Source organism: Psychrobacillus sp. OK028 (assembly GCF_900103605.1).
In the GTDB taxonomy this organism is placed as follows: Bacteria; Bacillota; Bacilli; order Bacillales_A; family Planococcaceae; genus Psychrobacillus.
The window spans coordinates 115,311-130,961 of the sequence record NZ_FNHY01000009.1 but is presented as its reverse complement, the minus strand read 5'-3'; the positions used below and the strand labels follow the sequence as shown (position 1 = coordinate 130,961).

The following is a 15,651-nucleotide window of genomic DNA, read 5'->3' as shown; positions in this document are numbered from 1 at the left end:
ACCCTATCAAATGAATTTGAATGAAGAGGGATAAAAATGATCGTAGAATAATAAATAGACACTTATTATTCTACATGGAGGTGTTAGAAACAATAAATAAAAATTTTACGATTTCACTATCTTAATATATTAATCCTATACAAAGAAAGGTTGTTAAAATTTGATATATAGTCCTAGTATTAAGGAGTTTTTAAGAACTTATGTAAAGGCAATTCATGACTCAAATGCAGCGATATTTGCTGGTGCGGGTCTCTCACGTCCAGCTGGTTATGTAGACTGGAAAGAACTGTTAAGAGGAATTGCAGAAGATATACAACTGGATATTGACCAGGAAGTAGATTTAATAGCCTTAGCTCAATATCATGTTAACGAGTTTCAAGGGAGAGGTAAAATAAACCAAATTTTGATTGAAGAATTCACAAAAAGTGTAACTACTTCTCATAATCATACAATTTTATCACAACTACCTATAGATACGTATTGGACGACAAATTATGACCATTTAATTGAATCCAATTTAGATGCTGTTGGAAAGAAGGTAGACAAAAAAATAACACCTCAAAATTTAAGTTATACAGTACCAGGAAGTGATGCAACTGTTTATAAAATGCATGGGGATAGTACTTTACCTCATGAAGCAGTTTTAACCAGGGATGATTATGAGGGGTATGATCAAAAAAGGCAATTATTTAGTACAGCGCTACGGGGGGATTTAGTTTCTAAAACATTTTTATTTATAGGGTTTAGTTTTGATGACCCTAATTTATCTCAAATTCTTAGTAGGATTAGAATACTATTGAATGAAAATACAAGAACTCACTATTGCTTTATGAAAAAGGTAAATATAAATGATTTTAAAAATAATGAAAAAGAGTACCATTACGCCCAGATTAAGCAAGATTTAAAAATTAAAGATCTAATGCGTTACGGTATTAAGGTTCTTTTAGTTGATGATTATCCTGATATAACAGAAATTCTCCAACATATTGCTTCACTGGTAATAAGAAAAAACATTTTTTTATCCGGAAGTGCAAGTGATTATGGCGAATGGGCTGAAAAGAAGACTTTTGAGTTTAGTACATCATTAAGTAAAAATCTTATAAAAAATAATAATAATATTGTCTCTGGATTTGGCTTGGGTATAGGAAGTTGCATCATTTCAGGTGCATTAGAAGAACTCTATTCAAGTCAAAAAAACAAGGTAGAAGAAAGGTTAAAGTGTAGACCATTTCCGCAGATTACAACAGGACAAGTTCCCATAGCTGAATTATGGACTAAATATCGAGAAGAAATGCTTTCAAATGTTGGTATTGCTGTCTTTATATTTGGAAACAAGATCAATACTGAAACCAAAGAGGTAATCGCTGCTAATGGAATGGAAGAAGAATTTAATATTTCTATAGAAAATGGAGTCATCCCTATCCCAGTAGGGGCAACTGGTTTTACTTCTAAAGCTTTATGGGAAAAGGTAATAAACAATTTTGAAAAGTATGTTGGGGTTGAAGAATTAAAACCTTTGTATACCGATTTGGGGGATGAAAGCAAGTCTCCAGAAGAACTAATTGAAATAATAGTAAAAATCATTAATCATTTGGCAAAGCACTGATACCCAAAGTTATATCCATAAGCTGGATATAACTTTTAAGGAAATCCAAAAGAGATAAGTGAGGGGAAATGGATTGGCTTATAAAACTTTTATATCATATAAATATTCCGAAGCTAAGGATTTAAGAGATAGAATAGTAGGAGCACTAGGTGAAGATGCTAAATATTATCAAGGGGAAACAAGTGAATCCCCTGATATGTCAGATAAAACAACTGATTATATCAAAGATAAATTAAAGGATATGATTTATTCTACTTCTGTAACTATCGTTGTAATCTCTCCAAATTTAATATTAAGTAATTGGATTGATTGGGAAATCGAATATGCACTTAAGCAAATAAAACGAAATGATCGCACATCTGGAACCAATGGTGTTCTAGGAGTTGTCATGAAATACAATGGTGGCTATTCTTGGTTAAGATCTTCAGTCATAAATTCTGATGGACATACCGCTATACAAACAAATAATGAATATCTTTATGATATAATACACAAGAATAGATTCAACCAGGAACCTCCTGAATACAATTGTGATGTTTGTAAAAACATAGATGTTTTAACAGGTTCATATATTTCTTTGATTAATGAAGAAGATTTCCTTAACGATCCCAATAAATATATTAATAATGCATATGATAAAAGCAAAAATACAAGCAACTACAGTCTAACCAAAAATAAATAAAAAGGTGATTTTTAAGGCACTTACCTTACAAACACTGGTATTATAGCCTTCTTGGAATGATTGAGTCAAATCTCGCCGTCTCCATATATAAAAAATCGTTCAATTCTCTGTAATATCAGAGGTTGAGCGATTTTTTTGTAAAAAAGTAGATTAGTTGAAGATACGATTATTAAAAATTTGGAAATTCAAAGCTCTTAATAATGTACTTTAGTTCTTAGAATAATCCTAAAATCAATATGATTTAATTTTCACCCGAAAGAGTGGTTGATTCATGATTCTATTTGTAGCTTATCCAACTTTCGATAAAGCGTTCTAACACTAATTCCTAATTCTTTGGCTACCATTTGTTTGCCATTGTAACTATTCCCGTAGAGATTTAGTTTTTGCATGATCATTTCTCTTTCCATACCTACTAATTCTATGCTCTTTCCTGAATTCAGATTTAAATTGTAATTGTCTAATAAGTATGGTGGAAGAGAGGCTTCAGTTAAAGTACTGTCATTTTCAAAATTCATACTATATTCAATAACGTTTTCAAGCTCTCGCAAATTACCTGACCAGTGATAAGCAGTGAGGGCTTCCATAAAGCCACTTGTATAAGAGTTGAAATACTTACCAGATCGGTGTTTCAAGTTTTCCATCATTTCTTCTACAAGTACAGGTAAATCAAGTAGCCTTTCTCTTAAAGGAGGGATATTAATCGGGATTACATTTAAACGATAAAATAGGTCTGACCGGAACTTCTTTTCTTGTATAGATTTTTCCAGTGGTTGATTTGTAGCTGCTATTATTCTAGCATTTACCTTTTTTACACTTGTTCCACCAACCCGTTGAATTATCCCATCTTGTAAAACCTTTAATAGCTTCGACTGCAAGTGAATTGGAATCTCCGCAATTTCATCTAAGAATAATGTGCCGTTATCCGCCGATTCAAAATAACCTTTTTTTCCACCTTTCCTAGCATTAGTAAACGCACCACTTTCATATCCAAATAATTCACTTTCAAATAAACTCTCAGGAATACTTGCGCAGTTAATTTCTACTAGCGGACCTTCACTCACTGTGCTATTTTCATGAATGTATTTTGCTAGCATACTTTTGCCAGTCCCTGTTTCTCCGGTAATAAGAACTGTAGATGTACTATTACGCATTTTCTTTACCAATTTAGTAATATATTTAAACGCATTACTCTCTCCGAAAATATAATTTCCAGAAGAATAAACAGGGGAAAGATTACTTTTAAATTCATTTGAATCCCTTAAAATTGAAATGATAATATCTTTTAAACGAGTTAACCACTCTGTGTAAAAATCCTTTTGATCAATTAAGACACTTTTATTTTCACTCGATAGACTAACAAAAGAAAGATATCCAAACTTTTCCCCATTAAACATCATATCTTGAATGAGTTCCGCTTTTGATGGACATTTATGAAAAAAATGACATCCCTCACACATGTTCATATCTCCAGGCTGGTGAAGTAGAGTAATGTGATTTCCATATATTTTATCAAAAAAAGGTGCATGGACCTTCATACCCTTAAGAGCTATATAATCCTCGGTTGCGGCTATTATACGTCCACTTTTATCAAAACAGGCAATATCGACTTGTAAAAGTCCTGAAAAAGCTTGAATTACTTTCGAAATGGAACTTAATAAGATCATTCAATCACCTCTCATTTAACTTATTCATCATCAATCAAATTATATTTATAAGATTCTGAATAGTCAATCTGAAAATGTTTTTTTGACAAAAATGATATGTCATTTGTCAAAAGTGTCATATGCAATTAATTTCTTTTTTCAATGTTCCTCATTTTCCTAGTCTTTAATCCTACTTGCAGACCATTTAAAATAGTTGGCACGAAAATTGCAATATTAATCTGTATAAGTAGAGTAAGGAAAATTCAAGGATGTTGACAATTTGCTTCTTGAATTATAGGGAGGATAGATATGTATAAAAGTTAAACAAACGAACCTTTTAAACAAATAATAATTGAGTATGGAGGAATGAATTCAAACATGAGTAAATATCAAGATAGTCTAGGTGGAAAACGTGTTGTGATAACTGGAGGGGCTAGTGGCATTGGGCTGGCAACGGCTCTTCGGTTTGCAGATGAAAAAGCTATTGTCACTATTATTGATAACAATAAAGAATCGTTAGAGAGAATATTGAGCGAATATCCGAATATTACACACGGTATCGTTGCGGATGTAAGCAATTTCGAGAGTGTACAAGATGCGTTTATAAAGATAGATGACTTAGCAGGTGGTATTGATATCCTTGTTGCAAATGCTGGCATAAGCGTAAGGTCTAGTTTTCTAGATATAACGCCAGAACAATGGAATAAAGTAATCGGCGTTAATCTAAATGGTATTTTCTATGCAGCACAAGAAGCGGCGAAGAGAATGATTAAACAGGAAAATGGCGTAATTTTAATGACAGCTTCTACTAACGGTTTAGTAGGACATCCAAATTATGCGGATTACAATGCCTCAAAAGCTGGTGTCAATCTTCTAGCAAGAACGATGGCATTGGAATTAGCACCTTCAATTCGTGTAAATACAGTTTGTCCGGGATATGTACTTACTCCAATGCAAATAGCAGAATATACCCCAGAAGCGTTAGAGCAAGTAAATGAGAAAATTCCATTAAAACGGCATGCCCAACCAGAAGAAGTTGCTGCATTATTTGCGTTCTTGGCATCTTCAGAATCGAAGTATATTACGGGACAACATATTCCAATTGATGGTGGAGAACTAGCATAACCTCACTAGTCTTATAGAGATAACGTAAATGACAAAACAGACAAACTTTGTCATCTATGACACAAGTTATCTATAGAATTATTTTCTACACATTAGCAATTTTCCTTTGTTTTAATATATTTCTTAATTTTAAAAAAGTTGGCATGCAAATTGCATTATTAATTTAGTAGAAAGGGAGAGATGCAATTGAATTACGAAGAATTATTAGGAGTAAAAAGTAAAGTAGTTGCTATTACAGGTGCTGCATCAGGAATAGGTTTAGCTACCGCAAATTTGTTTGCAGAACTTGGGGCCTCCGTAGCATTAATAGATATTAATGAAGAACAAGGAAAAAAGGTTGCTGCGGAGTTAAGTGACAAAGACGTAAACGCAAAATTTTACAAATGCAATGTGACATCTTCGGAAGATTGCGAAGCAACTGCGAAGAAAATAGAAGATGACTTCGGTAAAATAGATGTACTTTTCAATAATGCAGGGGTAATTCGGCGAAAAACAGTTGTCGATCATACGGAAGAAGATTGGGATTTAGTACTGAATGTTTCTTTAAAAGGAGCATTTCTATTATCTAAGTATATTATTCCTATCATGGATAAAAACGGTGGAGGAAGTATTGTTAATACCGGATCTGGGTGGGGATTGAAAGGTGGAGATTTGGCCGCATCTTATTGCGCAGCGAAAGCCGGCGTTGTGAATTTAACAAAAGCAATGGCCATTGATCATGGACCACAAAACATTCGAGTGAATTGTATTTGCCCTGGAGATACAGATACACCGCTTCTAAGAGATGAGGCAAAGCAATTAAAACATGATGAAGATGCTTTTTTAGCAACTTCGGCAGTTGATAGACCACTAAATCGAATTGGAACTCCTCTAGATATCGGTAAGGGTGTACTGTTCTTGGCTAGTGATATGGCTTCTTGGGTCACGGGAACGGTTCTTACGGTTGATGGCGGGGGTCTAGCATAACAAATGAGGAGGAAATTGTCATGAAAGAAACAAAAAAAATAGCACATCCTTATATCCCAAATACGGTACCGGAGATCAAAGAGCAAATGTTAAAAGAGATTGGTGTAAAGACGGTTGAAGAGTTATTCGCTGGAATTCCAGAAGAGCTTCGTTATCGTGGAACAATGAATATTCCGAAAGCGCTTTCAGAATATGAGCTACGCAGATATATGGATGGGTTGCTATCTAAAAATACGAGTACAACAGAATACCTGAACTTTTTGGGAGCTGGTTGTTGGAATCATTTTATCCCAGCCGTTTGTGATGAGATCAACTCTCGAGCAGAGTTTGTAACGGGGTATGCAGGCGATCCATACGAAGACCATGGCCGCTTCCAAGCTCTTTTTGAGTACCAAAGTTTAATGGCAGAGTTAGTCGATATGGATGTTGTTAACGTGCCGACATTTGATTGGGCACAAGCAGCATCGACATCTATTCGGATGGCAACCAGAATCACCAACCGTACAGATGTTTTACTGCCTAAAACAATCTCACCTGATCGACTGAAAGTTATTAGAAACTATTGCTCGCCGTATATAAATGTTAGTTTGATTGATTATAAGGAAGATACGGGACAAATCGATTTGGATGATTTGGAAAGTAAACTATCGGCAAATACAGCGGCTGTCTATTTTGAAAATCCATCCTATTTAGGATTTTTGGAAACACAAGGTGAACAAATTAGTAAACTAGCAAAAAAAAATGGGGCAATTACTATAGTTGGAGTCGATCCTAGTTCTCTAGGAATTCTCGAGCCCCCTAGTCACTATGGTGCAGAAATTGTTTGTGGTGATCTTCAACCACTAGGCATGCACATGAATTACGGTGGTGGTCAATCAGGGTTTATTGCAACCCACGATGATATTAAATTTGTGCAAGAATACCCATCTAGATTATTTGGAATTGCACCAACAGTTGTAGAAGGTGAATATGGGTTTGGTGATGTTTATTATGACCGAACTTCCTTTGCACAAAGAGAAAATGGAAAAGAATCGGTAGGTACACAGACAGCGTTATGGGGAATTACTGCAGGAGTTTATTTATCACTTCTCGGGCCAGAAGGAATGTATGAGCTTGGGAAAACTATTTTGCAAAAATCACAATATGCAATGCAACAGATTGGTAGTATTCCAAATGTAGTAGCATCACGATTTGAGTCAACCAGTTTTAAAGAGTTTGTTGTGGACTTCTCCTATACTGGGAAATCAGTGAAAGAGATTAATAAGTATCTTCTAGACAATAAAATTTTTGGTGGTAAAGACCTTTCAGAAGATTTTCCAGAATTACAACAAAGTGCTTTATTCTGTGTTACAGAAATTCATACTAAAGAAGATATTGACCAACTCGTTTCTGTAATTAAGCAGTGCATAAACGAAAAATGAAATAAATCGAAAAGGATGAATGGCTATGAAAAAAATTAACCGCGAAAATAAGGTACGAAATTATCATCAAGCAAAATGGGATGAGCCGATTATTTTTGAACTTCATAATAGTGGTGAAAGAGGTGTTTCACTACCCAAAGTGGAAAGTGAAATTGTGGATAGTGTAGGCGACGGGCTATCCGTTTTACCAGCCTCTCTAATTAGAAAATCGGCTCCTAAATTACCTGAAATTTCACAAAACAGAGTTCTTCGGCATTATTTAAGACTTTCGCAAGAAATGCTAGGGGGCGCTCTGAATGTTGAAATAGGTCAAGGGACTTGTACGATTAAATATTCTCCTAAGGTAAATGAAGAAATTGCCTCATCTCCTAAAATGACGGAACTTCATCCTCTACAAGATGAAAGTACCGTGCAAGGCACTTTAGAAATAACACATAAGTTAGATCTCTGTTTGAGAGAAATTTCCGGTATGGATTACTTTTCTTTCCAACCTGGCAGTGGAACACAGTCGTTGTTTACAATGGCTTCTATCGTTCGAGCTTATCATGAAAGCAAGGGGGAGGGTGAGCAGCGAAACGAAATTATTACAACTATTTTCTCACACCCATCTCAGGCAGCAACTGCCGCTGTTAAGGGATATAAAATTATAACACTGTATCCTGATAAAGATGGGTTTCCTGATCTTGAAAAGTTAAAGGAGGTAGTATCTGACCGTACAGCTGGATTTGTAGTAGCAAATCCAGAGGACACTGGTATCTACAATACACGTATAAAAGAATTTACAAAAGTTGTTCATGAAGCCGGTGGGATTTGCTATTACGATCAAGCAAATGCGAATGGTTTACTAGGAATTACTAGAGCTAAAGAAGCAGGATTTGATATGTGTTTCTTCAATCTTCATAAAACATTTTCTACACCACACGCTTGCGGTGGTCCGGCTACTGGGGCACTGGGAGTAGCTGAGAAACTTAAAGAGTTTTTGCCTGGTCCAATAGTTGAAAAACAAGGTGATCAATACATGTTAAAAAGTGATATGAAGCATAGCATTGGAAAGGTTCGTTCGTTTCAAGGAGTACCCCAGATGATAATAAGGGCATATGCTTGGATACGAGCACTTGGTGAAGAAGGGTTAAAAGATGTAGCTGAAATAGCTGTATTAAATAACAATTACTTATATCACCATATCTTAAAAATTCGTGGTGCAAGTGCACCATATATTAAAGGGCAGCGCTTGGAGCAAGTGCGCTACAGCTGGGAGCAGTTAACTCGTGAAACGGGAGTTACAACCGACGATATTTCACGGAGAATGGCCGACTTTGCACATCAATACTGGACTAGTCATCATCCATATGTTGTACCTGAACCTTTTACGCTAGAGCCAACAGAGTCAACTTCAAAATCAGATTTAGATGAATATATTGCTTCTTTGACATATATTGCAAACGAAGCTTATGAAAATCCTGAAAAAGTAAAAAATGCACCTTATAATAGCTCTATTCACCGAGTAGATGAGCAAGACTTCTTTGAAAATCCTGAAAAATGGGCGGTTACTTGGAGATCATATTTAAAAAAGTGTAAGGAAATAGAAAAAATTAGATCTTAAGGTTTTCTCCTCGTTAACGCATTCAATTAGCTTGTTAATGGGGAGTATTGATATTAAAAGTAGGTGGTATCTTACATGATAAAAGTAGAGAATTTAAAAAAATCATTTGGGGATTTAGAAGTTCTAAAAGATATCAATGTTGAAATAAACCAACAAGAAGTAGTTGTTGTTATAGGTCCGTCGGGATCAGGAAAGTCAACATTCCTACGTTGTTTAAACAAGTTAGAAGAGACAACTTCCGGAATCATTCTATTAAATAATATAGACCTAACAGATAAAAAAATTAATATCAATAAAGTGCGAGAAGATATCGGAATGATTTTTCAGCAGTTTAACCTTTTTCCTCACAAGACCGTTTTAGAGAATATTATTATCGCCCCTATGAGAATACGAAAAAAAAGTAGAAAAGAAGCAGAAAAAATAGCATTTAATCTACTGGAAAAGCTAGGCTTAGTTGAAAAAGCTGGGGTCTATCCCGACTCGCTTTCTGGGGGGCAAAAACAAAGGATAGCAATAGCAAGAGCACTTGCAATGGAACCAAAAGTAATGCTTTTTGATGAACCGACTTCTGCACTAGATCCTGAAATGGTTGGAGAAGTTCTTAATGTGATGAAAGAGCTTGCCAAGGAAGGAATGACAATGGTTATTGTTACGCATGAAATGGGGTTTGCACGTGAAGTAGGGGATCGTGTAATTTTTATGGATGAAGGCTATATCATCGAGGAAGCTCACCCATCCCAATTATTTAGTAACCCTCAACATGAGCGTACAAAAGCGTTTCTATCGAAAATTTTATAAGAAAAAATAAAATAAATAGTTTGTAAAATAGAGATGGAGGAAGAAATTATGAAAAAGAATTCTTTATTATCTGTAATAATTTTATGCACAACTCTTATTTTGATATTAGTAGGATGCGGAAACAAGGAAGATACGACGAATGTAAGTGCTAACGAGCAAGAAAGTGAAGCGGATTTGAAATTAGTTCATGATGGAAAACTAACTTTTGCGATGAGTGGGTTACTTAAACCATTAAACTATAAGGATAATGGCAAACTTGTTGGTTTTGATGTTGAGATTGGTACCGAAATTGCAAAACGTATCGGGCTAGAGCCAAACCCAGTGACGAATCCTTGGGAAACGATACTTCAAGGTTTAAAAGGGAACAAATACGATGTAATCATAGGAAGTATGACTGCCACAGAAGAACGATCAAAACAGGTTGACTTTTCAGACCCATATTATATTTCTGGAGCACAAATTTTCGTTGCAGAAACAAACGATACCGTTAAAACAAAGGATGATTTGGGTGGAAAATCAATTGGTGTAATGCAAGCAAGTACTCATAAAGAAGTAGCGGAGACATTATCAAACGAAGTGAAAGGATATCCAAGTGAAATATTTGCTTTGCAAGACTTAATACCAGGACGGATCGATGCAGTCATTACTGATAAAATCGTAGGGGTCTCAGCAATTAAGGAACAGGGAATGAAAATAAAAACAGTTGATGGAGTTCTAAATAGAGAAGAAATTGCAGTAGCAATTAACAAAGATCATCAGGCTTTACTAGACAAGATTAATGAAGCCATTGCAGAAATCATAGAAGATGGCACATATGAAAAAATAAGTATGAAATGGTTTGGCGTAAATATTATGGAGGACTAAACTGGCAACAATAAGGTTCCCTTAGTAAAGGAGATAACTTACAATGAGTTTCATCGAAAGTATTGCGTCCATTATCCAAAAACATGGAATTGCTTTTCTTGAAGCGACTACTATAACCATATCTATAACAGCCGTCTCTTTAATAATTGCAACTGTTATAGGTTTAGTATTTGCCTTCTTTAAAGTATCGAATATTTGGATACTTGAAAAACTTGCGGATCTCTACATCTTTATAGTTCGCGGTCTTCCATTAATTGTTTTAATTATGTTTTTGTATTATGGAATTTCCAGTGTTATTGTCCTAAGTGATTTTGTAGCTGGTGCGGTTGCCCTAGGTATTCATTCCGGTGCATATTTAGCAGAAATTTTCCGAGGTGCAATACAATCTGTTGATAGAGGACAAAACGAGGCTGCACGATCGCTTGGTATGACTGCTACTTTGACGATGAGTACGATTATTTTGCCACAAGCTTTTAAACGAGCGATTCCTGCATTAGGTAATCAGTTTATAATTGGTCTCAAAGATTCATCTCTTGTTGCTTATATTGCTGTTACTGAGCTATTCAGTCATGCCTTGACCGCTTCAGCTGAAAACTATATGCCATTTGAGACTTATTTAGTTGTTGGATTCTACTACTTAGCGTTAGTCTTGATATTTACTCTGTTACTCAATTATGTTGAGAAAAGATTAGATACTGATGTAGTTGGAAGGAAGTTAAAAAAGACTGCAATCTCTTCATAAATTATAAAAGTCCAATACGTAGTGTGGCAAGAAAAGGAGTATGAAATATGATTACTACAAAAAATGAAGTACTTAAATTGACAGAAGAACTTGTTCGTATTGAAAGCATAGTAGAAACACCAGGTGAAATCGATGCTGCTAAGAAAATATATGAAATGATTGCCAAGATGCCTTACTTTATTCAAAAACCTGACCAAGTAATTCTATCTAAAACTAGTGATGACCAATTCGAAAGATATAATGTAATGGCATTTATAGAAGGAACAAAAGAGAATTCTAACAAAAAAACAATTATCTTAATGGGCCATCTGGATACTGTCGGTATTGATGATTATACAAATTTAAAAGATGTTGCATGTAATCCAGATGAACTGATGAAGAAATTACAGGATGAGCAACTACCTCATTTAGTAAAAGAGCAGCTCACCTCAGGTGAATGGTATTTTGGCAGAGGCGTATTAGATATGAAAAGCGGTGTAGCTAGCCATATGTCGCTTTTAAAGTATTTCTCTGAACATCCTGAAGAACTAGCTGGAAATCTTGTTTTCTTTTCAGAATGTGATGAAGAAGTAAGTTCCAAAGGTGTTTTATCAGGTTTAAAAGATTTAAAAAAATGGAAGGAAGAGCGTGGTTTTGACTATGTAGCATTAATAAATTCAGATTTCGTAGCTCCTTTATATGACGGCGATGTGAATCGTTATATTTATAAAGGTACTGTTGGGAAATTACTTCCTTCTTTTTTCATTACTGGAGCAGAAACCCATGTTGGTTCTGCTTTTGAAGGGCTAGATCCGAATTATATCGCAGCTGAATTGACAAGACAAATTAGCTATAATCCGGAATTATGTGATCGTCATTTAGGGGAAACACCTGCTCCACCAATTTCCTTAAAACAGATGGATTTAAAACCTAACTATACGGTGCAAACTGCACTCTCTGCTTATGTGTATTTTAATTTATTCGTGCATTCATGGACTCCACAAGAGGTTCTAACTAAGCTCGTAGAACAGGCTAATACGGCTTTTGATAACGCCCTCAAAACATTAAACGAACGATATGAAAGTTTTTGTAAACTAAGTGAGCAACCTTTCAAGCAATTACCATGGAAATCACGGGTAATCTTGTATGAAGACATGAATAAAATATTAAAAGAAGAACATGGGTCCCTTTTTGTAGAGCATATGAACAATTTTAAAGCAAACCTCCTATTAGACGAAACCTTAGATACGAGAATGTTTGCAGCTAGAGTTGTAGAAGAGGAATGGAAATGGATGAAGGATCAAAGCCCAGCAATTATTTTACTATATTCATCCCTATATTCACCTTGCTTAGACCTTACTGGGAGAAATGAACAAGAGGAAAAGCTGATTTCGGCATTAGATAAAGCTATAGAAACAGTTCAACCTCAATACAAATACCCAATCGTTTCAAAAAACTACTTCCCATATATTTGTGATATGAGTTGTGTTGCTATAAAAGATGATGAAAAATCTATCCAATCAGTGATTAATAATAACCCTGCTTGGGGAACAAAGCATTATGTGAATTATGAAGATATAAGAGAAATTAATGTCCCTGCCATTAATATTGGCCCTTATGGATACGATGCTCATAAACGCTTTGAGCGTATGGAAATTGAATATTCTACCGAGGTCATTCCAGCAATAACGAAGGAAATTATTAAATCTCTTATTGGTTAACTTCTCTTCAAATGAAAACAGATACCCAAGATACCTATGTTAGAAAAATATATCTTGCTCCAGTACTACATCTTTCTAAAATGTAGTCGAAACCTTAGTTTAGTTTTGATAAAAGGAAAAAGTACTTAGCAGATAGAGAGTCAAATTCAACTGTCTCCATATAAAAAAAGTCGCTCAACATTCTGTGAAATCAGAAGTTGTGTGACTTTTTCTCTATTTAAAAAAGTTCAAAAACATTCATTAATAAATAATTGGAAAATTCTATTTTTTTATGTTTTTCTCTTTTCAATACTATGCTAAACTTAAGTAGTATTTTATATAACTATAAAAAATTATCTAACTAATTAAAGTGGTAGCTATGATGGAAAGCGCTTACATAAAATTATTAAAAAGGATGATTTTTATGGATCTTTTTATTCAGCAACGGCAAGAAATGAAAATGCTAATGACCGTTCAGCTTAGACAGTCTATTGAACTACTGCAATACTCCACGATAGAACTGGAACAATTTTTGCATCAGCAAGAATTAGAAAATCCACTTATTGAGTTAGAATATAAAGAGGAAGAGCATTATTTTGCAGAAAAAACTCATTATTCTACAGTGAGTAAACAAAACGATTATGTACAAAACCGGCCTGTTGACTTTCGCTATGAATTGTTTGAACAAGTAAAGTTTACATTTTCAGATATCCCAACGCAAAGATTATTAAAAACGATTATTTTTAATCTGGATGATAGCGGTTATTTACAAGTTGAAACATCGACTGAAAAGAGTTGTTTCTCTTTAAATGAGCAGGAAATAGAAAATGGTGTCCATTTATTACAACAAATTGGTCCCGCTGGCATAGGTGCTCGAAATTTAAAAGAGTGTCTCCATCTACAAATTACATATCGGTATCCCGGAGAGACGTTGGCTAAAATCTTAGTAGCTGATCATTTACATCTTCTCGCAAAGCATAAATGGAATGACATAGCTGCCAACATGAATATTTCATTGACTAAAGTAAAAGAATTAAACGATTTTATTAAACTTTTAAATCCTAAACCTTGTGCTGCATTTAACACACAGGTAACAGAGTATGTAATTCCTGATATTATTGTAGAACAAAAAGACAAACATATTGTCTATCACTTGAACGATCGCTTTTTGCCTACTATAAGCATGAATGACTACTATGCGACTTTTCATAAGAATAAATGCGAAACAGCAAAATATATACAACCACATTATCAACATTTTCAATGGTTAATAAATAGCCTTGAACAGCGTCGCCACACCATTATTAAAATAATGAACATACTGACTAAAAGACAAGAGGAGTTTTTCAAAAAAGGTTTTTTATACTTGGAACCGTTAACATTAAAAGAGGTAGCAGATGCTATTGAAATGCACGAATCTACCGTTAGCCGAGCAACAACCAATAAAATAATACAAACTACTTTTGGCACTTTTGATATTAGAACATTGTTTGCATCAAAACTTGAAACTGCAGATGGTGAGAGTATTTCACAAACGAAAGTAAAGGCGTTATTGCAAAAATTAATTGCTAGTGAGAATAAACTAAAGCCATATTCTGATCAAAAGATTGCTGAATATTTTAATGTTGAAAAAGGAATTTCAATTTCTAGAAGAACGATCAACAAATATAGGGAAGAGATGAACATACCTTCTTCTAGCCAAAGAAAGGAAATTTCCGTTAGTAAATAAAAGGGCATCTAAAGATCCTATTTTAGATGCCTTTTTTGGTGAGCCCTAGTTTAGGTGATGTACCGTAAAGCTAAATTGAGTCTTAGATGTGAATCTTATCTCTTTTCCAAGATCGTTGCTATTTACTTCGACTTGAATTGTTGTAGCCTCGTAAATATTATTTTGAAAGAACAAAGGTTCAATATAACTTAAAAATGATAGACAGGTAGCTCAAGGGTGGATGGCTCACTCCCTTATGAAAATGGGTGGTACCGGTGACAGTATTTGAAGCATTGATGTTTGCAGTGACTTTCGCAGCATTAATTGTATCAATTCTTTCATTTAACCATAAAAAATAACCCATCTATGCGTTGACAGCTCATATGCGTTACTAACGCCTCAATAGTCATTCCACTTGTGTGAAGCTACTATTATATTGGCCAATTGATGCACCTCGTTTTTCAAGTGTAGTTGAATAGAAAAGCACTTCCACTTGAAACGTTGCTTAACTCTTTTTTCGACTATAACAGCTACTTCGTTTTCACTTTCTTCCCAAAACATACTACTACTTCTTCTCAGTTCATTTACTTCGCGTGTCGTTCCAATTTTTGAACGTTTTATCTTGTCCTTAGACAATCTGATTAGCTCATCACACTCTTCGTTTCTTAAAACATTTCCTAAAACCACTATCAGTGGCTCCTCTAATCTAGTGAGTATGCCAATTTCTCTATCAGTAATATTTTGAAACACCTACCCTGTCTCAGAAACATTCATATTAATTCAAACCCTCGTGAATATTATGATTTCCACGTTT

12 protein-coding genes and 1 pseudogene are annotated in these 15,651 nt (G+C 34.7%); 11 read left to right on the top strand and 2 right to left on the bottom strand.

What is annotated here, in order from left to right:
• Positions 1-160: 160 nt before the first annotated feature.
• Both BLR36_RS15450 and BLR36_RS15445 read left to right on the top strand, forming a co-directional pair.
• On the top strand, positions 161-1,606 hold the full coding sequence (locus BLR36_RS15450; protein WP_093062640.1) for an SIR2 family protein: 1,446 nt from the start codon (positions 161-163) through the stop codon (positions 1,604-1,606).
• 73 nt (positions 1,607-1,679) lie between these two features.
• The gene (locus tag BLR36_RS15445) at positions 1,680-2,288 is read left to right on the top strand and encodes a TIR domain-containing protein (protein ID WP_093062639.1); all 609 of its coding nucleotides are present in this window, start codon (positions 1,680-1,682) and stop codon (positions 2,286-2,288) included.
• Between the two features lie 269 nt (positions 2,289-2,557).
• Here BLR36_RS15445 and BLR36_RS15440 read toward each other — a convergent pair whose 3' ends face one another.
• Positions 2,558-3,952, bottom strand: coding sequence for a sigma-54 interaction domain-containing protein (locus BLR36_RS15440; RefSeq protein ID WP_093062638.1), 1,395 nt, complete (start codon positions 3,950-3,952; stop codon positions 2,558-2,560).
• Positions 3,953-4,309: 357 nt separating this feature from the next.
• Between BLR36_RS15440 and BLR36_RS15435 the strand changes: the two genes are divergently transcribed.
• The 9 genes from BLR36_RS15435 to rpoN all read left to right on the top strand — a co-directional run bounded on the left by BLR36_RS15435 (position 4,310) and on the right by rpoN (position 14,858).
• Positions 4,310-5,056: an SDR family NAD(P)-dependent oxidoreductase gene (locus BLR36_RS15435; protein WP_093062637.1), complete on the top strand. Its 747-nt coding sequence runs from the start codon at positions 4,310-4,312 to the stop codon at positions 5,054-5,056.
• A gap of 180 nt (positions 5,057-5,236) precedes the next feature.
• Complete coding sequence (locus tag BLR36_RS15430; protein ID WP_093062636.1) at positions 5,237-6,022, top strand: SDR family NAD(P)-dependent oxidoreductase; 786 nt, start codon at positions 5,237-5,239, stop codon at positions 6,020-6,022.
• Positions 6,023-6,042: 20 nt separating this feature from the next.
• Positions 6,043-7,443, top strand: coding sequence for an aminomethyl-transferring glycine dehydrogenase subunit GcvPA (gene gcvPA, locus BLR36_RS15425; protein WP_093062635.1), 1,401 nt, complete (start codon positions 6,043-6,045; stop codon positions 7,441-7,443).
• A gap of 25 nt (positions 7,444-7,468) precedes the next feature.
• On the top strand, positions 7,469-9,046 hold the full coding sequence (gene gcvPB / locus BLR36_RS15420; protein ID WP_093062634.1) for an aminomethyl-transferring glycine dehydrogenase subunit GcvPB: 1,578 nt from the start codon (positions 7,469-7,471) through the stop codon (positions 9,044-9,046).
• Positions 9,047-9,121: 75 nt separating this feature from the next.
• Entirely contained in the window at positions 9,122-9,844 is a 723-nt protein-coding gene (locus tag BLR36_RS15415) for an amino acid ABC transporter ATP-binding protein (RefSeq protein WP_093062633.1), read from the top strand.
• Between the two features lie 48 nt (positions 9,845-9,892).
• On the top strand, positions 9,893-10,708 hold the full coding sequence (locus BLR36_RS15410) for a transporter substrate-binding domain-containing protein (RefSeq protein ID WP_093062632.1): 816 nt from the start codon (positions 9,893-9,895) through the stop codon (positions 10,706-10,708).
• A 43-nt stretch (positions 10,709-10,751) separates the two neighbouring features.
• Positions 10,752-11,450, top strand: coding sequence for an amino acid ABC transporter permease (locus tag BLR36_RS15405; protein ID WP_093062631.1), 699 nt, complete (start codon positions 10,752-10,754; stop codon positions 11,448-11,450).
• Between the two features lie 47 nt (positions 11,451-11,497).
• Positions 11,498-13,150 (top strand): M20/M25/M40 family metallo-hydrolase, encoded by a 1,653-nt coding sequence (locus tag BLR36_RS15400; RefSeq protein WP_093062630.1) that lies wholly within the window; start codon positions 11,498-11,500, stop codon positions 13,148-13,150.
• A gap of 403 nt (positions 13,151-13,553) precedes the next feature.
• Complete coding sequence (gene rpoN / locus BLR36_RS15395) at positions 13,554-14,858, top strand: RNA polymerase factor sigma-54 (RefSeq protein ID WP_093062704.1); 1,305 nt, start codon at positions 13,554-13,556, stop codon at positions 14,856-14,858.
• A gap of 480 nt (positions 14,859-15,338) precedes the next feature.
• Here rpoN and BLR36_RS19075 read toward each other — a convergent pair.
• A pseudogene (locus BLR36_RS19075) lies at positions 15,339-15,587 on the bottom strand (2OG-Fe(II) oxygenase); the annotation flags it as partial.
• Positions 15,588-15,651: the final 64 nt, after the last annotated feature.